This is a genomic window from Enterococcus sp. AZ095b, assembly GCF_051714725.1.
Classification (GTDB): domain Bacteria; phylum Bacillota; class Bacilli; order Lactobacillales; family Enterococcaceae; genus Enterococcus_B; species Enterococcus_B pernyi.
In genome coordinates this window covers 668,163-691,612 of sequence record NZ_JBIOSL010000001.1, presented here as the reverse complement: position 1 = coordinate 691,612, position 23,450 = coordinate 668,163, and the positions used below count along the sequence as shown (strand labels likewise).

At 38.7% G+C, this 23,450-nt stretch carries 16 protein-coding genes and 1 pseudogene; 4 read left to right on the top strand and 13 right to left on the bottom strand.

Annotated elements, in window-relative coordinates:
- Window positions 1-197 precede the first annotated feature (197 nt).
- Both IGJ99_RS03220 and IGJ99_RS03215 read left to right on the top strand, forming a co-directional pair.
- The gene (locus tag IGJ99_RS03220) at window positions 198-476 is read left to right on the top strand and encodes a hypothetical protein (protein WP_080674305.1); all 279 of its coding nucleotides are present in this window, start codon (window positions 198-200) and stop codon (window positions 474-476) included.
- Between the two features lie 91 nt (window positions 477-567).
- Window positions 568-1,389, top strand: a complete 822-nt coding sequence (locus IGJ99_RS03215) for an NUDIX domain-containing protein (protein WP_010736144.1) — start codon at window positions 568-570, stop codon at window positions 1,387-1,389.
- Window positions 1,390-1,513: 124 nt separating this feature from the next.
- Here IGJ99_RS03215 and tnpA read toward each other — a convergent pair whose 3' ends face one another.
- Together tnpA and IGJ99_RS03205 are read right to left on the bottom strand one after the other, a co-directional pair.
- Window positions 1,514-1,966: an IS200/IS605 family transposase gene (gene tnpA / locus IGJ99_RS03210; protein ID WP_010736145.1), complete on the bottom strand. Its 453-nt coding sequence runs from the start codon at window positions 1,964-1,966 to the stop codon at window positions 1,514-1,516.
- Window positions 1,967-2,515: 549 nt separating this feature from the next.
- Window positions 2,516-9,187 (bottom strand): hypothetical protein, encoded by a 6,672-nt coding sequence (locus IGJ99_RS03205; RefSeq protein WP_438770577.1) that lies wholly within the window; start codon window positions 9,185-9,187, stop codon window positions 2,516-2,518.
- A 207-nt stretch (window positions 9,188-9,394) separates the two neighbouring features.
- On the opposite strand from IGJ99_RS03205, the pseudogene IGJ99_RS03200 reads away from it, so the two are divergent.
- Window positions 9,395-9,898: pseudogene (locus IGJ99_RS03200) on the top strand (transposase); the annotation flags it as partial.
- A gap of 307 nt (window positions 9,899-10,205) precedes the next feature.
- Here IGJ99_RS03200 and IGJ99_RS03195 read toward each other — a convergent pair.
- Genes IGJ99_RS03195 through opp3b form a run of 5 tightly spaced genes read right to left on the bottom strand, consistent with a single transcriptional unit; the run spans window position 10,206 to window position 15,227 of the window.
- The gene (locus IGJ99_RS03195) at window positions 10,206-11,213 is read right to left on the bottom strand and encodes an RNA-guided endonuclease TnpB family protein (RefSeq protein ID WP_010736150.1); all 1,008 of its coding nucleotides are present in this window, start codon (window positions 11,211-11,213) and stop codon (window positions 10,206-10,208) included.
- Between the two features lie 12 nt (window positions 11,214-11,225).
- On the bottom strand, window positions 11,226-12,179 hold the full coding sequence (locus IGJ99_RS03190; RefSeq protein ID WP_375152115.1) for an ABC transporter ATP-binding protein: 954 nt from the start codon (window positions 12,177-12,179) through the stop codon (window positions 11,226-11,228).
- Entirely contained in the window at window positions 12,154-13,236 is a 1,083-nt protein-coding gene (locus tag IGJ99_RS03185; RefSeq protein WP_019722498.1) for an ABC transporter ATP-binding protein, read from the bottom strand. Before IGJ99_RS03185 ends, IGJ99_RS03190 begins: the two co-directional genes overlap by 26 nt.
- Window positions 13,237-13,241: 5 nt before the next feature.
- Window positions 13,242-14,285, bottom strand: a complete 1,044-nt coding sequence (locus tag IGJ99_RS03180; RefSeq protein ID WP_019722499.1) for an ABC transporter permease — start codon at window positions 14,283-14,285, stop codon at window positions 13,242-13,244.
- Window positions 14,286-15,227 carry an oligopeptide ABC transporter permease gene (gene opp3b / locus IGJ99_RS03175; protein ID WP_019722500.1) on the bottom strand — a complete coding sequence of 314 codons (942 nt, stop codon included), beginning with the start codon at window positions 15,225-15,227 and terminating at the stop codon, window positions 14,286-14,288.
- An 80-nt stretch (window positions 15,228-15,307) separates the two neighbouring features.
- Between opp3b and IGJ99_RS03170 the strand changes: the two genes are divergently transcribed.
- Complete coding sequence (locus tag IGJ99_RS03170) at window positions 15,308-15,652, top strand: DUF3899 domain-containing protein (RefSeq protein WP_010736155.1); 345 nt, start codon at window positions 15,308-15,310, stop codon at window positions 15,650-15,652.
- Between the two features lie 92 nt (window positions 15,653-15,744).
- Here the strand turns inward: IGJ99_RS03170 and IGJ99_RS03165 are convergent, their stop codons facing one another.
- The 6 genes from IGJ99_RS03165 to IGJ99_RS03140 all read right to left on the bottom strand — a co-directional run bounded on the left by IGJ99_RS03165 (window position 15,745) and on the right by IGJ99_RS03140 (window position 23,324).
- A complete protein-coding gene (locus IGJ99_RS03165; RefSeq protein WP_010736156.1) occupies window positions 15,745-17,412 on the bottom strand; it encodes a peptide ABC transporter substrate-binding protein in 1,668 nt (555 codons plus the stop codon).
- A gap of 332 nt (window positions 17,413-17,744) precedes the next feature.
- Window positions 17,745-18,287 (bottom strand): aminoglycoside 6'-N-acetyltransferase, encoded by a 543-nt coding sequence (locus IGJ99_RS03160; protein ID WP_023519215.1) that lies wholly within the window; start codon window positions 18,285-18,287, stop codon window positions 17,745-17,747.
- Window positions 18,288-18,372: 85 nt separating this feature from the next.
- Window positions 18,373-19,446: a 23S rRNA (adenine(2503)-C(2))-methyltransferase RlmN gene (rlmN, locus tag IGJ99_RS03155; RefSeq protein ID WP_010736158.1), complete on the bottom strand. Its 1,074-nt coding sequence runs from the start codon at window positions 19,444-19,446 to the stop codon at window positions 18,373-18,375.
- Window positions 19,447-19,566: 120 nt separating this feature from the next.
- Window positions 19,567-19,980 (bottom strand): hypothetical protein, encoded by a 414-nt coding sequence (locus tag IGJ99_RS03150; protein WP_438747722.1) that lies wholly within the window; start codon window positions 19,978-19,980, stop codon window positions 19,567-19,569.
- 15 nt (window positions 19,981-19,995) lie between these two features.
- Window positions 19,996-20,406, bottom strand: a complete 411-nt coding sequence (locus IGJ99_RS03145; RefSeq protein ID WP_051377631.1) for a hypothetical protein — start codon at window positions 20,404-20,406, stop codon at window positions 19,996-19,998.
- A gap of 479 nt (window positions 20,407-20,885) precedes the next feature.
- A complete protein-coding gene (locus tag IGJ99_RS03140; RefSeq protein WP_153830480.1) occupies window positions 20,886-23,324 on the bottom strand; it encodes a DNA translocase FtsK in 2,439 nt (812 codons plus the stop codon).
- Between the last annotated feature and the right edge of the window lie 126 nt (window positions 23,325-23,450).

The window sequence follows — 23,450 nt, the reverse complement described above, 5'->3', positions numbered from 1 at the left end:
TTTGATAACTCCCGAAATGTAAAGATGTCCTTTCCCTTCAAGAAAACATTTATAAAGAACCTACGTTATCGTGATGAACCACTTCCTTCTCTACCCACACTCTCGCTCCTTTTTCTTCAGGATCGTCTACTCTCTCATTTTTACTTTACAAACATGCTATAATAAGCAATATCATATAAGAAAAGGTTTTGAGACTAATGACAAAAAAACACAAACGAATGATTATCAGCATTGCTTTACTTTCTCTCATCCATCTATTATTTAGTTTTTACTATTTACATCTGTATGGTTATTTCAATCTACATGGGCAATTAAATACTTTTCTTTTGCTCACTTTGATCCTTCGAGTGATCCTAGCAGGGTATATCGTCCTCTGTGGCTTTTTCGCCATTCGAGAAGAAAAACAGAAGCTTCCCCCTTTTTATTTGCTTTTCTTCCTATTTAATCTACTCTTACCGTTTCTTTTTCAACTCTGAGTTGGATTTATTTGTCTAGAAATCTTTGGTTTTCAGAGAGATTCTGCTACAATAAAGTAAAAAGTACCTTAACATAATAGGAGGTGAGAAAGTGGAACATTTTCATTCAAAAGAAGAAGAAAAAACATATTATGAACAAGAGGCCTCTGAAACTGATTTCTTATCTTGGTACCAAGACCAAGAACGTCCTGAATATGAAAAACCTTCCTTGACCGTCGATATCGTTTTACTCTGCTACAACAAAGAAGAAGATCAATTAAAAGTTTTACTTATCCAACGTAAAAGCCATCCTTACCGAAATTCTTGGGCACTTCCCGGAGGATTCGTCCAAAAAAATGAATCGACTGGTGCCAGCGTATTGCGAGAAACAAAAGAAGAAACAGGCGTCATCATATCCGAAGAAAATATTGAACAACTGCATACCTTCAGTACACCGAATCGTGATCCTCGTGGCTGGGTCGTGACAGTCAGCTATCTCGCCTTTATCGGTGAAGAACCTTTGATCGCTGGAGACGATGCCAAAGAAGTGCAGTGGTTTTCACTTGAACGCAATGCAAACAAACTGCATTTATCGAGTGGGGATGTAGCAATCACTCTAGACTTGACGACGAGCGAGTCTTCTGGCAAAGACACATTAGCTTTTGACCATAGCGAGATCATTGTCAAAGCCTTCAACCGTGTCGTCAACAAAATGGAACATGAACCCCAAGTGCTTCAAGTGCTAGGAAAAGACTTCACGATCACTGAAGCACGCAAAGTATTCGCTAAATTCTTAGGGATCGATTTTAAAATGATCGATCATTCCAATTTCAAAAAAGCTATGTTACAATACTTCGATGAAATCGGTGAACGTCCTGTCGGTATTGGACGTCCCTCAAAGATCTATCAATTAAAACCTGGACATACAGAGTAAATATCCACCCGTGAAAACGGGTGGCTTTTTAACAGCTCTAGAAGGGCTCACCACTCGCTAGCCCCTTAAAAGGGGCTTTTTAAATAACCACCAACCGCTCGCTCACAGCTCTATCTCTCTTTAACTATTTAAATGGATCTACATACTCTTGTTTACTTATACTATCTCTAATTCGATCATCTGCTTCTTGTTCTCGAATATATTTTTCAATTGTTTTTTGATTTAACCCAACCGTACTCACGTAGTATCCTTTGGACCAAAAGCTTTTATTCCCATACTTATATTTCAAATTCGCATGTTTTTCATGGATTAAAGTTGCACTTCGTCCTTTTAAGTAGCCCATAAAACTAGAAATACTAATCTTTGGCGGTATTCTTACTAACATATGAATATGGTCAGGCATTGCATGTGCTCCAATGATTTCAACATCTTTCATCTCACACAATTTTCTTAATATCTGACCAATACTTACTCTTAACTTTCCATAAATCACTTTTCGTCGATACTTCGGGATGAATACTATGTGATACTTACAATTCCATCTTGTATGTGCTAAACTTTTATCATTGTTAGACATAAAAAAACTCCTTTCAATCTGATATGCGGTTGGTAGCCACTATTAGTATATCGAAAGGAGTTTTTTTATCGCTAAAGCTATTTCGTCCACGCATAGAAACGCGCGGTTTTTTTATTTCGTACGCTACGCGAACGAAACTGACTAAAGTCAATAACAAAAAAACTGTAGAACAAAGAAATTTTTTCTTTGTCTACAGTCTGATTATGTTTGGTTCCTATTTGTGGGAGTTGCTTTTCATTACTCGAGCCTTTTTCATTTAAATATGAAGGGGGAACTGGCAAGACTTTTATGAACAAAAAGATAAGTTAATTTTGTGAGGATGGACTTCCAATTTTTTGAAACAATTTGGACAGGTAGTCCTTCATCCAAGATGAATAAAACCGCTTATCGTTTGAATTCTTGTGTAAATGGTCCATGTTTCATAGTAATTTCCCCCACAAACTCTCTTAACTTGGTGTCTACTTTAATATAACTCGTCCATCACTCCTCCTTAATTTTTTGTTTAGTTTATTATACCAAGCCCATATATTTTTGAATGACCTACTTGAATTAATATTGTGGAGTTACTTCTTGCAGATGGTTTGTTCGTCTCTTCGAGACATTTTGTCGAAGTTTATTACTTTTTTCAATACTACTAGTTACAAGGTTCGAGAAACTTAAAGTCAATGAAGGGTGTGTTGGGCTCATTACTCCTTGTTCTTTTATAATATATTCAGTTATACTGTTATTACTTTTTATCATACTAGCCGTTAGAAGGTCTGAGACTTCCTTTTTCAACATATCTTTTGCTTTATATTTTAGTATTTTTAAAGATTCCGTGTGTACAGGCATTCTTGTTTCTTTCGGCATTTCTTTACTTGGGATATCTGTACTTACATTATCCATTACTTTTGTTGTGGTCTGTTCTTTCATTTGGTTTAACTGATGATTTACCTCTAAATTTGAATTTCTAGACAGATAAGCCATTGCCGTATAGAGGAACAGAAATTTTAGTTTCATTTTTTTATTATCTGTACTTCTTGGGACACGAACGATTTCATCCACCTCTCTTCCTTCGATAATGTCCCTTAAAATCATTGTAAAGAATTCTGCATCTGTCAATAAAAAATTATAAAGCAACACATCATCTTCACACATTCTCCTTATAACCTCAGACTTGGATAAGGTAGGTAAATTCAATTCTTTCGCTAAATGATCCACAAAAACACCGAAAGGTTTAGAATCTACATTTACTATGTTTTTTAATTCCTCGTAAAACCGGTTTATTGCTTGTGCTGTAGTCAATTCCGTCCCTCTTAGAGAATAATATTGAACTGCCAGATCGTTTGTATTTGAAACAAGATGTGATCCTTCATGAAAGAGCACTGAAGAAGGTCTTGCTGTTAGCTCATATTCTGGAAATTTTTGAGGATCCAAATGAAAACTATCTGCATAAATAATGACCCGACATTCTCCATCAACTGGAAAAACCTCTGCTTTCGGAATATTTATATCAGCTGTTGATACATAAACATCTAATCCTTCTTTCTTGGTGAATGAATCACTCCAAACGAGCAAAATATTTTCATAGTCCCATTCCTTTGATTGCTTATAGAAGTCTTTGATTTTTTTCAACCTATTCAACAGTCTTTTAATCGTTTCTGTTATGATGAGTTCTTGGCTGGGAGTCTCACCTATTGAAAATAATTTTATTAAATATTTCCCTTCTTTAGATTGTGAAAGAGTTTGATCAAACTTAACTAGTTCAATCGCTTTGTCAAGTTCAAATTGTGCCTGCTCTGCTTTTGCCATAACTTCTTCTAGCTCTGCTTGTGCAATAGCTTTGTCAAGCGGAGATTCTGCAAGCTGAACTTTTGCCACAGCATCGTTAACTACAGCTTTTGCCACAGCGTTTTCAACCTCAGCGTTTGCCACGGCTTTATTAAGCTCAACTTTTTCAGTAGTTTTGTCAAGCAATAATTTTTCAAATATGGCTATTCCAGAATCTGCAAAATCCATTAATTGTTCAAGACCATATTCCATATCTTGAACAAACGGTTTGAGAAAGTCTGGCACTTTATCAGAAGTAACTCCTGCCACTGTTTTAAAAGTAGAATTGGGCGGCAAGTTCACTTTAATTGTTTTCAAAATACTCTGTCTTATTTCCTCGTCACTAAAATGATATTTATTAGGCAAATCTGAAACAAATTCAGTTAACGGTGCAAGTCGAACATTAGGATCTTCTATTCTTGGAATTACACCTTTAGAAAGCTCTGCTTCTCTAAGTTTACTCCATAAATCATATTTTCCCGCGGATTTGGGAATATCATTATTTTCCACTTGACCAACCAATGTGCCCATTTTAACCCTTTTATCGTGAGAACTTGTGCTTGAAGTACCTGAGGTGCCCGGTGTCTCTCCTTGCGACACTCTTGACTCACCTGAAGTGGTTTTTCTTTTATGCTGTAAAGCCTCTAACTTATGAGGTTTTTCTTTCTTACTTGTTTGTTCAATTGCTTCTACCTTCGCTCTTTCCGAATCTGTCTCAAAACGAAACTTGCCTTTTTTTTCATCAAATATCAAAATCGTCATCGGTTCATTGTATTCCTTTTTCACTAAATGATACCGATTGCTATTTTTATCCAATGCGATCAACGGAATGTAATGATTATTGATCTTGATGTAGGATCTGCCTGATTCATTCCACATCATCCCCTTTCCATACGAAGCAGAAAGTCCACTTGGATCTTTTAGTGTTTCAAACTTATCTAACATCCCAGCGATTTTTTCCTCTACGGATTTTGATATGAAAGTAGACGTTGCTTCTTCAAAATACCATTCCATCCCGTTAAAATTCACTGGTAACATTTTTCCTTCATGACGATCATAAACATCTAATCGGATTCCATGCTTTTTGATGACTGTCATGGTCACTTCAATCAATTTCCCCTTCATTTCAATACAACGCTTCGTTTCTTCACCTTCTTTTGCTACAGTTGTGATCTTCCCTGTACCATAGGCTTGAGGATTTAAATTATCTTCCACGACAAAGATCTGATTTTCATCCAACTTCACCTCCAAGAGGTTAATCAAGTTGAGTTGTTCATTCGTAAATGTAGCGGGTCTATAGGGCTCTAAGCGATCCCCCTTTTTCATAAACAAGCCGCCAAACACCTCTGCAGTTTCTAGATTCGTCACGCGCATATACAAATGAGCATTCACTTTTCTCACTGGTACTTCCAGACCATTTAACTGAACGATCTCGATTGATTTCTCCCACGCTTTTTGCGTCTTCTCCCACGCTTCGACTCTTTCTAACATTTCTCTCGTCTTTTTACCCACACGAAGTTCATTTTTGAACTGCACTACTTTTCTAATGATCCATCGTCCTCCACCTACAATGGTCTCAAATCCTGGATCAATCGTTTGTGCAAGAGTTAACGCAAGTCTTCTGGTCTCGGCCGCTGTTGGTAGGAAACTTTTACCACTTCTGATGGCGTTGCGAATTCCTCTACTGGCAAACGCTCGAGCCGCACCTAATGTAAATTTCATATTGAGGGAAGTGATTTGACCGAGTACCGGAATCATGAGTAAGGCATCAATCGTACAAGAAACAATTGCTCCTTCTGTGTCTTGATTAATGCTCCCTGTCACACAATCATAAAAAGGAATAAAATGCTTGACGACCTCCAAAGCTTTTTCGAGATCCGCTTTGTCGTCTCCCGAATCATACAATTGTTGATACAGTTGATCACTATGTTTACGACTAAGTGCTTCAATGAATGGAGTTGTCTCAACTCCATGGGATAATTTTTTACTCCAATTCATACGAGTAGAAAATGTAAAAAGTTTATCCCCGATCCGAATCTCATTTCCTTCTTTCTTATACCCATTTTTCCAAAGGTTTTTCTGATCAAATAACCCAAATTTGAGGTATAATAGAGGATCTTGATCAACACGATAAAAACGATAACCTCCTTCGCCAGCCAACTGCTTCAGGGCATACCAACGTTTTTCCTTTTCGTTGTCCGCTACAAACAGATCGGTTTTGTCTAGATTTAGAATCGTTCTCTGTTTCTTCTTCATAGAAAGCAACTGATACATCTTCAGAGCCACACTTGCGACTGGCACTTCAGCCATATAGTCACTTTCATTTGTCAACTCGGCATTTGCCTCATATAGCTGAGTTCCTTCTGAGAAAATAAACGCTCTTTCCTCTTTGTCGAAGGCGAGTAATGCAAACTCTATCAGTTTTTTATTCAGTGGCAAATACGTATCTGCTACATTTTTCGTCAATTTAACATAACTAGTTTCTAATTTCTCTGGAATCCAGTCAATATCTGGACAAGGATCTTCTGAACCTATAAGATAATTTTGTTTGATCACATGAAATGAAATGAGGGAACCTTTGTCGCGACAAGTCTGTGCCACAGTTATAGCTAATGCTTTTTTTCGACGCCATTGAAGAAAGACTTTTTGATAAGCTTTATACAATTGACTGAGGAGTTCTTGATTTTCGACTAGCTTATAATAACCTTCTTGTTGATATCCAATAAAGGTACTGATTGCCACTTCTTTGTAGGTGTCCGTAGCCAATGCCTCTCGTAATAGATTTGGTTCTAGTTGGGCGACCGCAAGCAAAGAAGGCATTAGAAGTTGACGGAATTCTTCATAGCTGGTCACGCCTTTTTCAAGGATCGTTTCCCAGAAATGTTGCCCCATCAACCAACTATCTTCTTGACTGAATGCCTGTGGGTACCCACTCTCATTTAAAATTTGTGCTCCTGTCAGCTGCATCAATGATTGATAATCAGAAATCAATAAGTGATCCGCTAAACCACTGCTATCTAGAAAATAATTTGGTAGCTCTTTATGAAGTAACAAATTCCATAATTTGTTAAAGACTCTTTTCTGTTCTTGAGAAAGGGTAGGCGTATCTAACTGAATTAATCCCTCTTTTTCTAAGTTTCTGGCAGTGAATAAATCTCTCAATCGACCTATGGTAAATTGCTCTACATCAGGAGCCGACACTAAGGTTTTGACTATATAAGCTTCAATCGAACTTCCTAATATCGTTTCAAAGGCCCATTTCATGACAGTTAATTCGGCATCTTTGTTTGAAATCTTTTCCTTTCCTTTTATATCATAAAGCTTCAATCCTTTTATAATCACTTTTGCTACTGCTTGAATTCTTTTATAATTGAAGACGAATTTGTTATTTTCTTCTTTGATGATCCATTTTCCTAAGGCGATCAATATTTGTTCTTTGGTTGGCTGATTTGGTAATAATTCCTTTTCTTGAAAAAATGCTTCCATTTGTTTTCGCACATTAGGGTCACGCCATTGAATTCCATCAGTTTCGCTGTTATTTTTTTGGTTTTCTGTCCTTGTGGGGTGGGGCGTACTGGTTCCTTCTGGTTGTTTAGTCGTTTCCACAACAAGATTTAAAGCCACAGATTGGTTGTCCTTCACTGTTTCATAGATCCATGTCCCGACCGTTAGACCGGCTTGTTCCTCTGAAATCACTGTCTCTTCGCTCATTTCCAAGATCAGTTTTGCAATTTGTTTAACTTTCACCATATCCAACGTTGGTGGCGCTGCACCTTCAAGAAGTACCCACTCACCGACTGTCTCCATTAATTCCTCAGCATTTTCTTGACAAGCAATTCCTTTTTCCGTGAAAAAATGAGTCAGCTTTTTATTTATGTCCTCTTTTTGTTCCTTATTCCACATTGGAAGAGGTGTTTCCTGTTCTTCTTGAATTATTTCCTTTGCTGGATCAGCTCTATTTTCACGCAAAAATGCTTGGATTTTTTCATTTATCTCTTGCTCTTGGGTGGTGTCAAATTCTCCAGCTGTTGTCACATTTAATCCAAGTACTTCCGTAGGAATAGCTGTCGCATTCACCGAACTGTCTTCGAGAGTTGTTTCAGTGCTAACAGGAAGGGGCATTGCTTCCACCCCAAATGTTGGGAAAATATCAAAGCTCCCTACTTTTTCACAAAAATCTTCTACTAGATCCCAAAGTTGCGTGAAGAAACTCACTTTTTCAGGAGATAGTACAGATTCACCTTCTGGTGGTGTGCCTGTCACTTCCTCTGAAGCTGTTTCCTGAGGATCCTGCGCCTGTTTTTCCTCCCTTGATTTTTTTGGTGAAATCTTGGATGGATGCGAGTCTTTCGTGGAGTACACATTCATCGGTATCTGTTGATCCTTTTCTAAATGGAAATCACTAGATAGCTCTTCCTCATAATCTATCGAAAAAGTACGCAACAATAAATTCACAAACTGCGACAGCACTGACCCACCACTTGTGTCTTTTTGTTCTTGGGTGTAGCTCGTATTCTCGTATTGGTGAAAGATCTGGTAAAATCGCTCCGTTAATCCCTTCCAAAACGTGGCTGGGATTGGTCTATGTACATTCGTTGGGGCATCTGTTGTGCTATTATATTTGGTTTCAAAGGTGGTTCGGATGGCTTCACTTAGTTTTTGAGCCGACTCTTGTGCAGAAAAATAAGGAAAATCTTGAGTTTTTGAATCATTCTTATGGTGAGAAGAGTGTGTAGAATTCTCCCTCTCTTGTTTCTTTTGCTCATTTTGCGCATTCGATCGAGTAATCGCTTCTTGGCAAATAGTGGTCAATCTCGTTTGTTCCACACTTGTTCCTGTGACGATCCATGTGTTTACCTGATCTGTCCTTCTCGTGGTGGTACAATTGATCAGTTGATGAATCTTATGCCTCCGTCGGTACAAAGAAAGACTTCGTTCATGCACCATCTTCGCGAGATCAACGTACGGTGATAGATCCATGGATGTCGTATTAGCAAACGTCTGATTGTCATAAGAAAGTTTGTCTGTATCCGAATGGGATATCGCATGGTTTGGATTCAAGGAATGGATTCGAGCACGATTGATGGTGGAGGTGGAAACAAAGGAGTGAATCCTTGCCTGATTCCCCTCTCTTCTCACGTCAACTCGTGTAGTGACTTCAAATGCTGGCGAGTCTTTTTTTATAACCGGATGTTGTTCGGGAGGATCTACTGGCCGAAAATTTTGAAAAATAGTGGCTAGATAAACCAATCCAGTAAATGTCCATACACCATTGCGTATCAGCGTTTGCCCCCTGTGATTGGCTAGATAGGTTAAAATCTTTTGATCCGTTCCTGGCGGATGTTCATCATTCCGTTTGTTGTAATTATTTCCAATTTTTTCTCTATGAGCATCTTCTGGTAACTTTGGCATCTCTTTCACTCCTCGTTAATTAATAAGATAGATAGTTTATTTATATGTAGTCAACAAAAAGCACCTCCTAATCACTCTTTTTTGTATCATATAATACAAACTTCAAAAAATACACTAAAAAAGAAAACTCAGACTACAGTTTTTTTATTACAATTAAAAAAAAACGTTCGCTTTTTGAGGAGGAATGTATAATGCTGTCCAAACAATCAAATGAATGAGCAACGTAAAGTAGAACAGAAAAGCCATGCAGAAAAACTGAAAAAGAACTGGCGCTTTCTGCTAAAAAATCGTGCAAACATTAACCACTATGAATATAAAACATGGAAAAGTTTCCGAGCACCTAAATACCCATTTCTTACTGAAGCAATGATGATTGATCGATTGCTTAGCTTTTCCACGCCCCTAAAGGAGGCGTATCCCGTTTTCCATGAATTAGTTGAAGCTTTTCGAGACAAAGATCCTGACTTGCTTTTCTCCTTATTGGCAGAACTTCCCGAAACATTAGATGAAGGATTTCGTGAGAAACTTCAAAACCTTCTGATCTACGAAGAAGGCATCGGCAATGCGATGATTTATCCTTACTCCAATGGAAAAATAGAAGCAAAGAATACCCACATAAAAACAATGAAACGAGTATCCTACGGATTTAAATCATTTGAGAATATGAAAATTAGAATCTTTTTGACCAATCAATTAATCAAAGTTAGATAACACAAAATCTGAGTCAGAATGAGGTTTGTTCTGACCCAGATTTAGTTTTTCGCAACTCATCAGTCCTTATTGACAAAGAGCCCATATCTTTTATTATACAAAAATAGACAAAAGTATTAATCTACACTCTTAGTAAAGAGGAAACTGATGCTTTTGTCTACAGTCTGAAAGGAGAAGAGCATTCATGCTCTTCTCCTCTTTTTTGGTTTGTCATAATTAGTGAGCTTCTCTGAAAGAAATTCCTAGAAACAAAAACAATAGATGTTTTTTATTAGCAAGGCGAACCCTGGCGCCCCTACCAGTTTTTTTATTCAAAAAGGACTTGCTTCCCGATTTCAACTAATTCCAGACTCTTTTTATTTGTGGAAGCATTTGTTTGTTCTTTCATATCGATCAATACTAACTTTTTGCTATACCATTGCGATTTATATTGGAGCTTTGCTAATAGCTTATGCCAGTCTTGGATAGAAAAATCACCTTTCGGACAATCTGCTGAAATCGATTCGACAAACAAATAATCATAATGATGGATCACTGTTCCTGAAATTTGTTCTAAATAGTCTTCTCGTTGAAATTTTTGTTTTAAATAAAGGTCTTTGATTTTCCTTTTTTGCTTTTGATAATTTTTAACTCTTTCAACGTGTGTTCGTCGATGCTGTGCTGATCGTCCTTTGATCACAAGCTTTCTCTTTGCCCGCAGGAGTTGTTGATCAACTTGTTTGAATTTAGGAATCGTGATGTCAAGCGGTGTAGACATCTCCACTAGACGATCTGGATCATAGGCAATCCCGATCCATTTATTTGACGCTCTCATCGTCTTTTGGGGAACTTCACAGAGCAAGGAGACATAAAAGATCTCGTTGTATCGAGATGAGATCGTTGCTGAACGAATCGTTCCTTCAATCGGGCGATGGGCATGGATGCGAATTTTCTCTTTTAGCTTTGGCAATTTGAGGTATGTTTCTTCTAAATAGATTGTTCCTTTTTGATTATTCGTCGTATACGACTGCCAAATACTTTTTTTATTTTTTAGTTTGGGGAAGCTTGCGCGTCCTTTAAAATAATTACGAAATGCACGATCCAAGTTTAATTGGGCATTCGCTAAGGCTAAACTATCGACTTCCTTTAAAAACGGATATTGCTTTTTTAAAGAAGCTGGTGTCAGCGTATAATCGATCTCTTGTGTTTCTAAATAATACGCCTGTCTGGCTTTTAATAAATGATTGTAAGTAAAACGCACACAACCAAATGTTTGGATCAACCACTGTTTTTGTGAATCAGTGGGATAGATTCGAAATTTAAAGGCTTTTAGCATCGGCTTCTCCCCCTAGTTTGCGACTAGCAAGGCTTCTTTCTGCCGTTTTAATTTTTTCGCATAATAAGCAACTTCTTGTTCTGTTGCATATACAAAATGTTCAGGAGCAATTTCTCTTAACGTGCGGATTTGTCCATCATCTGGTTCAGGTTGATACTTGATCCGGCGACGTTGGCGTTCATGATCAGGGTCAGGCAATGGGATCGCTGATAGTAAGCTTTCCGTATATGGGTGCACTCCATGATTATAGATTTCTTCACTGGTTCCCATCTCAAGCAACAAGCCATTGTGCATCACACCAATACGGTCACTGATATGTTTCACCATGGATAGATCGTGCGCGATAAACAAGTAAGTCAATCCTTGCTCTTTTTGTAAATCTTGTAAAAGATTGACCACTTGGGCTTGGATCGATACGTCTAAAGCAGAGATTGGTTCATCACAAATGATAAACTTCGGATTGACTGCTAATGCTCGTGCAATCCCGATCCGTTGGCGTTGTCCCCCTGAAAATTCATGAGGATAGCGTGTGCCATGGCTGGGATTTAAGCCAACTGTTTTTAGTAACTCGTTGACTTTTTCTGCACGTTCTTCGGGTGATTTAGCTAGTCCGTTGACATCGATTCCTTCTGCAATAATATCTCGTACTTTCATTCTTGGATTTAATGAAGCATATGGATCTTGGAAAATCATTTGGACTTCATGACGAAACTTTGTCATGGCTTGTTTGCCTTTTAATTTCGTCACATCTTGCCCATCAAATAAGATCTCGCCACTCGTTGGTTCATTCAAACGGATGATCGTTCGACCTGTGGTTGACTTTCCACTACCAGATTCGCCAACTAAGCCGAATGTTTCTCCTTCATAGATGTGAAAACTGATATCATTCACCGCATGGACTTCATTTTTCTTTCCTACATTAAAATACTGTTTTAAGCCTTTAACCTCGAGCAGTTTTTTGTTCATTGTTCAATCCCCCTTGGCCATGTGCTTTTTGTTTTTCTTGAAAAATCGCCCAGCGCCGTTGAATCTCTTCTGGCGGTGTCACTTTTGGAGCTTGTGGGGCTAATAGCCAAGTAGCTGCTTGGTGTGTTGGTGATAGTTCGAAAAACGGTGGTGCTTGTTCCGCATCGATTTTCAATGCAAATTCATTTCGTGGATAGAAGGCATCACCTTTTGGCGGATTCAATAAATCCGGTGGAGAACCTGGGATTGCATATAAGCGGTCATTGCCACTTTCCAATGTAGGCATAGAGCCAAGTAAGCCCCATGTATACGGATGCTGTGGATTGTAAAAAATCTCTTCAGATGTCCCCACTTCAATGATTTTTCCACCGTACATCACTGCTACTCGATCAGCGACATTCGCTACGACACCAAGATCATGGGTGATAAAAATGATCGACGTGTCGATTTTTGATTGGATTTTTTTCAACAACTCTAAAATCTGTGCTTGGATCGTCACATCTAAGGCTGTCGTTGGTTCATCTGCAATCAAGATTTCTGGGTAACAAATCAACGCGATCGCGATCACGATCCGTTGCCGTTGTCCCCCTGAAAATTGATGAGGATAGCTATGGATGCGTTTCTCAGCTTCCGGGATTCCTACAAGATTCAATAATTCTAAAGCGGCTTTTTGCCCCTCTTTTTTCGATACTTTATTATGCTTACGTAAAGATTCTGCTACTTGTTTACCAATCGTCATCGTTGGATCTAATGAAGTCATCGGATCTTGGAAGATCATCGCAATTTCTTTCCCACGAATCTTTTGCATTTCTTTTTCTGTTTTATCAACAATGTTTTGTCCTTTGAATAAAATCTCACCAGAATCAATCGATGCGTTACTTGACAGTAAACGCATGATACTTCTAGTCGTTACAGATTTCCCACTACCGGATTCGCCAACGATTGCCAATGTTTCACCTTTGTTCAAATGAAAATCGACGCCTCGGATTGCTTGGACTTTTCCAGCATAGGTATCAAAGGAGATTTGTAAGTTCTTTACTTCAAGAATTTTCGTCATCGTACTCACTCTTTCATTTTAGGATCAAAGGCATCACGTAAGCCATCTGCTAATAAGTTGAAACCAATCATGATCACCGATAAGGTTGCTGCCGGTATCCATAATAGGTACGGCAAGTATAAGAATGTTTTGTATCCATCACTCAACATCGTTCCCAATGAAGCAGAAGGTGGTGTCAAGCCTAGGCCGATGAAACTTAAGAAAGCTTCGAAGAAAATCGCTGATGGGATACTGAACATCATTTGGATGATGATCACACTCGAAATGTTTGGCAAGATATGCTTGAAGGCGATCTTCCATTTGGATTCACCTAATGTCATTCCTGCTAACACATACTCTTGGTCTTTTAATTTCAAGGTTTGCGCCCTGACGATCCGAGCCATCGGAATCCAGTTCGTGATCGCCATCGCCGCCACGATCGAGAAGATCCCTGGTTCAAAGACGACCAACATCAAAATCATCACGACTAAGTTAGGAATACCAGATAAGACCTCTAAGAAACGTTGCATCGCATTGTCCACACGACCACCTAACAAACCAGAGATCAAACCATAGGCAACACCGATCGTTACATCTAGTAACGCAGCAATGAAGGCAATCAGTAGAGAGATACGTGTTCCCATGAACAAACGACTTAACACATCACGACCTAGACCATCTGTTCCTAAAAAGTAGTTCACGTCTGCGGGAACATTTGCTTGCGCATATTTATCGACTAACTCACCAGCAACCATTGCTTTTCCGTTTAGTCCGTCGATATTGATACCAGGAATACGTGGTGGTAAGTTGATGTAATCGACATTTTGAGCGGTTGGATCATGGGGTGAAACGAAAATCGTGATGATCGAGATAAAGATGATCACGATCAGTAATCCCATAGAAATAACTGCCGCTTTGTTTTTCTTCAATCGACGCCAAGAATCCTGGATAAAATTCAGTGAAGGAGCTTCGATTTTTTCACGTTCTTCTTCTGTGTTTTTTTGTAACGGTAAAAATTCATCTGCAGGAATTTCTGCAATTGTTTCGTAGCGTTTTGGTATCAGTTCCATCTAGCTTCGACTCCCTTCAGAAACTCGGATTCTCGGATCAACTAGTCCGTACAATAGATCCACGACTAAAATAACTAAGATCAACATAAATGAATACAAGATCGTGACAGCCATGATCGTTGGATAGTCATTTGTTGTGATCGACTTAACGAATTGCTCACCGATCCCCGGAATAGCAAAGATATTTTCAACAACTAATGAACCAGTCATCAAAGCGACTGCTAATGGGCCTAACAAGGTCATCAACGGGATCAAACTATTACGTAGACCATGTTTGAAGGCAATTTCCCAACGACTCAAGCCTTTTGCTCGAGCCAATTCAACATAATCACTATGCAAGACTTCGACCATTTCTGTTCGGATGAATCTGGCAGAGTCGGCTAATGGCGACATGGCTAGTGCAATCGTTGGTAAGATCGTATACATGAACCCATCCCATTTTGCGATCGGTAATACACGAAATTGGATGGCAAAAATGTATTGTAACAATACAGCAAAAACAAAGTTAGGGATAGAACGTCCTAAGATCGCGACTAATGTAGAAGACGTATCGACCCATGTATTTTGTTTCATTGCTGAGATTGTTCCTAGGATCGTTCCAAAGAAAGTTCCGAAAATGATTGCTTGTAGACCAAGCTGTAATGAAGGTCCTACTCGTCCTGCTAATAAGTTAGCAACTGGTTGGTTTTTGAATTGGAAAGAGATACCAAAATCTCCTTGGATCAAATTAGAAAGATAGATCCCATATTGAACGATGACTGGTTTATCCAAACCAACTTGTTTGTTCAACATCTCAATTGTTTCAGGACTTAAACGTTCCTGGTTTGTGTAAGGTGTACCAGGCAATAATTGCATCAAAAAGAATGTGATGGTTGCAATCAACCAAAGTGTGATGACCATAAAGAAGACACGTTTTAATACATATTTTATATAACTATTCACGAATGTTTCCCCCTAGCTTTTGACTTCTGATCAATGTTTCGCTACATTATTTAATGAACCAATGATAAAGGAGCAAAAAAATGAAAAAAAAATATCGTCCTTATTTGTTTGCCGGTTTAGTGATCGTCCTCGTGTTACTTAAAAATGCTTTGACTGATCAGTTGACCCTTCTTCAATTATCCAATGATTTATTTTTATGTGCGTTGCCGTTTTTGATTATCGGCGGATTTTTATGGGTGTTCTCCTCAGGTTTCTTTGATCACTTTCAACGTTCGTTTCACTTAGCACGAACGAGAAACCGGAAGGAAAAACCAGAATTTACTTCCCTATCTTCGGTCAGCTACGGTATGTATACCTTTTGGCTGATCATCGCTGGAATTTTGCTTGTGTTTTCGATTGTCTTTGCGCTCATCTCACTTGTCTAAATGAACGGCCAAAAGAATAACTAGGATCAGAAAATTGAGAGGTCTGGGATTTGTAATACATCCCAGACACTCTTTTTTCTTTTTAGGACAGTTTATTCTTCAATATATGTCCATTTGTAATCCCATGATGCGCCAGCAGCATGATGAACGATACCTTTGACTTTTGGATTAACTAAATGACCTTCAGCTTTTTGATAAACTGGTGCGACACCCATATCTTCAGCGATGATTTTATTCGCTTCTTGTAAGTCAGCCCAACGCGCTTGTTCGTCACCAGCATCTTTAGAAGCAGATGCTTCAACGGCTTTGTCATAGTCCGCATTTGACCATTGTCCACGGTTGTAAGAATTGCCTGTTACAAATAAGTCAGTAAAGCTACTTGGGTCAGCATAGTCTGCGCCCCAGCCACCTAATACTGTATCGAAATCACCAGATGATGAACGATCCAAACGAACAGAGAATGGTACTGGTGTAGGTTTTACTTTCACACCGTCAAGGTTTTCTTGGATAGAGTTTTGGATATATTCGATCACTTTTTTCGTTGAGTCATCATCTGATGCCATCAATTCAAATTCTAATGAGTCGATTCCTAATTCACTCTTCGCTTTTTCCCAATATTCTTTTGCTTTGTCTTGATCATATGATACTAATTCGCCGGCTTCTGCTGCAAAATCTTCATTTGTTTCAGGATTCTTAGTCATGTCAGCAGGAATCAAGCCTGTTGAAACAACTGAACCATCACCCATGACTTGTTTCACTAATGCTTCACGGTTGATTGAATAAGAAATGGCTTTTCTTAAGTTCACATTTTTGAATGGTGAATCATCTTCTCTTTGATTGAACTCGATATAACTTGTACGTGCTTCTTTAACTGACGTATAAGCTGGATCATTCGCATTTTGTTGTGCTAACTCACCTGATAAGATGACATCATCTGCTTGTCCATCTTTGAATAGATTCAATGCAGTAGAAGATTCTTTTACAACACTGACTTTTATTTCTGATAATTTAACTGCATCTTTATCCCAGTACTCTTCATTTTTCTTGTACGTCCATTCTGTATCAGTACCTGGTCCATCAAAATCAGCTAAAGTAAATGGTCCGTTGTATACTGCGTTGTCACTTGATGATGCGTACGCATCTCCATGTTCTTCAACCACTGCTTGACTTTGTGGGAAGAATGAAGGGAAAGCAAGTAAGTATTGGAAGTATGGTGTTTGTTTGGCTAATTTGATTTCCAATTCATAATCGCCAACTGCTTTGATGCCTAATTCTGATTTGTCTTTGTCGCCTGCTGTGATTGCTTCAGCATTTTCAACTGGTGCAAAAAGATACGCATATTCTGATGCCGTCGCTGGATCTACCGTACGTTGCCAACCGTAAACATAATCAGCTGCAGTGACAGGCTCCCCATTTGACCATTTTGCGTCTTCACGCAATTTGACTTTATAAGTCAATCCATCTTCACTAACTTCAGCCAATTCACTTGCACCGGCTGGTTGAGGTTTACTATCTTCATCTAAACGATAGATTCCTTCATACACATTATTTAGTGCAGTAAAACTGATTGTATCTGTTGCAACCGATAGGTCGGCTGACGGCATTTCTTGAGGTACTACTAAGTTGAAGACGCCTCCTCCATCTGCTGATCCACTGCTTGAAGAACCACTACCACTTGTATCTGCACTGCTGCCACCATAACAACCAGCAAGTACAAGCCCACATAAGGCCACAACACCAAAAGTTAAATTCTTTTTCATCTTCCGTACCCCTTTATCGAAATTTTCAGAATAATTAGTATTTTCTGAGTTGTTTATGAGTTTAATGAATAATTATTAAAATTGCAACAGTTTTTTTCGCTTTTTCTAAAAAATAATGACTTTTCCATGAACGTTTTATTATTTTTTTCTGAAAAAATGAGATAAATCAAGGATTTTTATCTAATCCTCTTTCGAATAAAATAATCATAAAAAAATGGTCGTTATAAGAACGTTTGATATGAATGTTCGGTTTTTGCTACAAAAAAGAGCCTCCACACTAGGGGAGGCTCGCATGTTTTATTCGATTTTAAAAAATCATTTTGGTGCTTCATTCATTGATTTATTTCTCCAAGTCGTTTTGCCAGAATGATATCTGGTTGATTGAGCCCATTTGCATCAGGAATCGCTCCAACGACTTGATAGCCCATTTTTTCATAAAATGTATAAGGATGCTTGTTGAAAGTTTCGATTGATTTCAGTTTATCTAACGGATGATCAAAAAGATCCGTATGACTAAGACTCGTGTCCCCATCCGTATCATCTGTTCCTAAATAAACCATCACACCACCTTTAGAAGCGATTTCTTTCTCCACATAAGCAACTAAGCGGCTACCGATATACTGCTTTCGATAAGAAGTTTCTACTACTAGAGGGTGAATTTCCCAACCAGTCATTCCATACTGCGGAATCGCACCGATAAAACCAACCAAACGATCTTGTTCCACCGCTGAGACAGCGATTCGATCCATCGCCAGCAGTTGCTCGACTTCTTTCATTGGTTGTTCACCGTAATCCTTCGGCCAAGTCAATCGCAAAAGGTCAGCTAGCTGATCCTTCAAACCGATATTTCTACGATCAAATTCACTGATGATCATCCTATTCCCCTCCATTCCAATTTCAGCCTATTCTATCAGCCAAACGGGAAAAAGAGAAGGAAAGAAAACTTAACTTTAAGAATATTTATTTTGCTACAGTTTTTTCTTTTTTCATTTGTTTGCTACGCAATTGCCCACAAGCTGCATCAATATCTGTCCCATGCTCTTTGCGAATCACACAATTGATGCCGTTCTTTTTCAACACATCATAAAATTTCAATACATCCGCTTTTGGACTTCTTGAATATTGATCATGTTCACTTACTGGGTTGTAAGGAATCAAATTGACATAAGTTAATTTTTTCTTGTCTTTCAACAGATCAGCAAGTTGTTGCGCATGTTCTGGCCGATCATTTACTTGATTCAGCATGATGTACTCAAACGTGATCCGGCGATTAGTTTTCTCCAAGTACTCATCCACTGCTTCCATCAATTTTTCGATTGGAAAACGGCGATTAATGCGCATCATGGACGTACGGACTTCATTATTTGGTGCATGTAATGAAATTGCTAAGTTGACTTGTAATCCATTTTCAGCAAACTCTTTGATTTTATTTGCCAACCCACTAGTTGACACTGTGATGTGACGAGCACCGATTGCTAAACCTTTGGCATCATTGATGATATGCAAGAAATCCATGACATTGTCATAATTGTCGAACGGTTCACCGATCCCCATCACCACGACATGGGATACACGTTCCCCCAATTGACGTTCATCAAAGTAATGTTGGACCATCATGATCTGAGCCACGATCTCACCCGCAGTTAAGTCTCGGTTTTTCGTTAATAAACCACTGGCACAAAAAGTACAGCCAATATTACATCCGACTTGTGTAGTTACACACACAGATAAGCCATATTCTTGTCTCATCAACACCGTTTCGATCATATTTTTATCTGGCAACTCAAACAAGTATTTGACTGTCCCATCACTTGCCTCTTGCACGATCACTTGTTTCAATGGATTGATCTCAAAATTTTCTGATAGTTTTTCAATCAAACTTTTTGAAAGATTCGTCATTTCTTCAAAGCTTGTGACACGCTTTTGATAGAGCCATTCCCATACTTGTGAGGCACGGAATTTCTTTTCACCATGTTCTAAAAACCAAGCAGTCAATTCTTTATTTGTTAAACCATAAATGGATTGTTTTTCCACGATTATTCCCTCTTTTTTTCAAAGTATCGCTACATACTATAACTGATTCCCTTTATTAATGCAATAGTTCACAAAAGAAACTAAATAATCGTTAAAAACTTGTACTAAATCTTATTTAGGTCATGCATGGGTATCATGCCACTCATCGTATTCTTCTACTGATTTTTCTGGATCTATAATCATCCATTTAATAAAGATAATCCCTAAAATCAACAAGGTTGCTGGAATGATCGAGAAAAAACTGAATAGTAGTGGGGAACCATAACCAATAGCAGAAATGATCAACCCGACTGTTTTTTTAGAATCTACTGCTTTTGAAAGCAATAAATATAAGCTCAAAGTGAAGCCGATCACGCAAATCATACTTAGGATCGACCAAAAAATAATTCCATAAAAATTCCCCCATAGACGTGTCACATAGACGAGAGGAACCAGACCTGACTGCTCTGCTACTCGGTTAAAGAAACCAAAAAGATAAATCACTGTTTGAACGATATTCAATATAAAAATAGTTTTGATCATTTTTTGATGCATATTGTTTTCTCCTTTCTAGTAGTAATAACCATCATAAATGTAAGGATCATAGTTATAAGAATCCCGGATAAAAGAATCACGAATATACCATAAGCTAGAAAGAATGAATACGACGAAAACAAGATATAAGAGGATAATCACAATTTGAATAATAAACATCGCTATGCCAGCTCTACTCCAAGTTTTTTGGACTTGTTTGAATGTTTCAACATCCGTATAGTTTCCATCTCTCCATGCCCCTTCATTGCCTTTGAATCCGCAAATAAACACCCAAACAAAATTGAATAGTGGAATCAGACACAGTAATGGAAGATACGTTTTGTTCCCAATTCCCCAGATGATGTTAAGAGAGAAGGCGCCCCAATTCCATTTTTTGATTTCTTCCGGTACTTCCTGATTGCCCCTTTGAAACTCAGAATTTGCCAAGCCGACTCGGGGTTCATCACGCGTTGCTTTTTTTGTGTGACTCGTTGGTTGTATCGGTTCTTCGATCGGTTCTTCGATCGGTTTTTCGATTGGTTCTTCGGTTGCATCTACACCGGCATCCGCATCCAGTTCTTTGACTGGTTCTTCGATTGGTTCTTTGGCTCGTTCTTTAGGTTGTTCGTTGACTGGTTTTCCAGTCGCTTCATCCCTTGTTTCTGTTAATTGTTCATTCGTGATTTTTTCGGAAACTTCATTCGTTACTTGATCAATCTTTTTCATTGTCTCATCGTTCATTCAGTGAATCTCCTTTCATCTAAAAAAACTATTGTGACTTTACGCTTATCATTTTTTAACATGAATGATTTTATAATAGTCGTGTTGTTACTACCTGTTTTTTTTCACAAAAAATATTTTTATGGACTAAACGCAAAATAAAAGCAAAAAATCAATTCGATAAGAAAAGATTTCTTGCTTTCATTTTATATGTCCTGATTTTCAGATAATGGTTGCTCCATTGACTCTTCCACTTGTTCAATAAAAACTTTTCGAGGCTTACTGCCTTCTGAAGGGCCTACGACGCCGTGAGCTTCTAATTCATCGACTAAACGAGCTGCCCGATTGTAGCCGATTCTAAAACGACGTTGCAACAGAGAAATACTAGCGGTTTGCATTTCGATAACTAATGCTTTTGCCTCTTCAAATAGTTCATCTTGAGGTTGTTCAGCTGAACCAGCTGATTCAACTTCATCCGTTGGCATCATTTTTTCTTCGTAATTGGCTTCTTGTTGATCGGTGACAAAGTTAACCACACGTTCCACTTCATGGTCTGAAATGAAGGCGCCTTGAACACGGATCGGTTTGTTCTCTCCCATTGGTAAGAAGAGCATGTCCCCTCGTCCTAAGAGCTTTTCCGCCCCATTAGAATCAATGATCGTTCGTGAGTCTGTTCCGCTGGAAACAGCAAACGCCATTCGTGAAGGTACATTGGCTTTGATGATCCCGGTGATAACATCCACACTTGGGCGTTGTGTCGCTAAGATCATATGGATACCTGCGGCACGAGCCATTTGCGCTAAACGGATGATCGCATCTTCGACTTCGTTGCTTGCAACCATCATCAGATCCGCTAATTCATCAACAATGACAACGATAAATGGTAAGGTCGGATGTTTGGTTCCATTTTCTAGATTTTTTTGTTGGACAAATTCATTGTACCCAGAGATATTTCTCACACCAGTTGCAGCAAACTTCTCATAACGTTCTTCCATTTCCTGAACGACTTTTTGCAATGCTTGTGCTGCTTTTCTAGGATTGGTCACAACTGGCGTCAACAAATGCGGGATACCATTATACATATTCAACTCAACCATTTTCGGGTCGATCATCATCAGTTTGACTTCATGAGGTTTTGCTCGCATCAAGATACTTGTGATGATGCCGTTGATCGCTACTGACTTCCCACTACCAGTCGATCCGGCAACGAGCAAGTGAGGCATTTTCGATAAATCGGCCGTTTGGACACGACCCGAAACATCTCGTCCTAGAGGTACTTCCAATAGCTTGTCTGGATGATCCGGTTGGGCTTCGATGATCTCTCTAAACGAAACCATACTAATCTTGCTATTCGGCACTTCGATCCCAATCAGTGATTTCCCAGGGATCGGTGCTTCCATACGAACATCTTTTGCGGCTAAAGCTAAGGCAATATCATCAGTCAAACTAACGATTTTACTTACTTTTACTCCGACAGCTGGTTGGATCTCAAACTTCGTCACAGATGGGCCTAAACTTGCTTTGACGACTTTCGCATCGACACCAAAACTTTGGAAAGTTTGTTCTAACACGCCAATGTTCTTTTCAATTTTCTTGTACTCATCACTTTGATCCACGGTTTGCGCTGAGTCTAATAAATCGATTGAAGGTAGCTCGTATGCTTGATTTTCTTCTTCTGCTTCGATCTCAAATTCTAATGCAGTGCCATCATCTTCAAATAACTCATCTTCGGAAGACTCTTGTACTTGGCTCATCTCATCCTGTTTAGGACGTTCCATAACAGGAGGTTGGACATTTCCTTGGAAACTGTCAATCGGCACAAAACTTAATTGTTCAGGTTCACTTTCTTCATAAATAGGAGAAGTTTCCTTTTGTACCTGATTCTTTTGACGAGTGGCTCGCTTTTGTTCTATTTCCGCAGCTTCAGCTTCGGCTGCTTCTTTCGCAGCAAGACGTTTTGCTTCCTTCGCTTCTGCTCGTTGTTTTTGCCGCTCTTCTTTCGCAGCTTGTTTACGTGCCTGCTTTTCTGGATCGCCTTCTAACAGTTCTTGGAATCTATCTCCCATGACTTGTAAGGCATTCAATAATTGATGACCCTCAACATTACTGAATAATACTGCTCCGCCAATAATCAATAAAACAGCTACGAAATAACTTCCCGGTTGAGCAATCAAAAAGAATGTCAGATTATAAATAAATGCACCTAACATACCGCCACCGACATTCGTGGTGATTTGGCTTTGACGAATATCTCCCGATAGTAGATCCCAAGTCGTTCCAATGATATTGGGTTCTCCGCTGTTCAATTTTCCAAAAAGATTGGCATGTAAAAAGAGTAAGATACCTAAATAAAACAGACCGACTCCCAGCCAACGACGACTCTTACCCATCGTGAATTCTCTATTTTTGACCATGATCCAAAATCCTAAAACTGCTAATAATACACAGAGGATCTGATACGTATTTCCAGCGACTATGCGAAAGCCATTCGCCACTAAAATGCCTAAAAAGCCTAATTTCAAAAACCCAAAGACGGCAAATAGTATAAAAGCAAAGCCAACACCGATCGCAATCATTTGCTCCTGCTGCTGTTTTTGTTTTTTAGTTTTTCTCTTCTTCTTAGCAGGACGTTTTTTCTTTGCCATGATATATCCCTCTTTTCATCAAGTTCCATTATACAAAAAAAAGCAAGCGAACAAAAGTTTTGTTTGCCCGATTGCTGATTTTCTTTTTATCTGATTCTTCAAAACTCTTCCTACGATCCTCGCCAC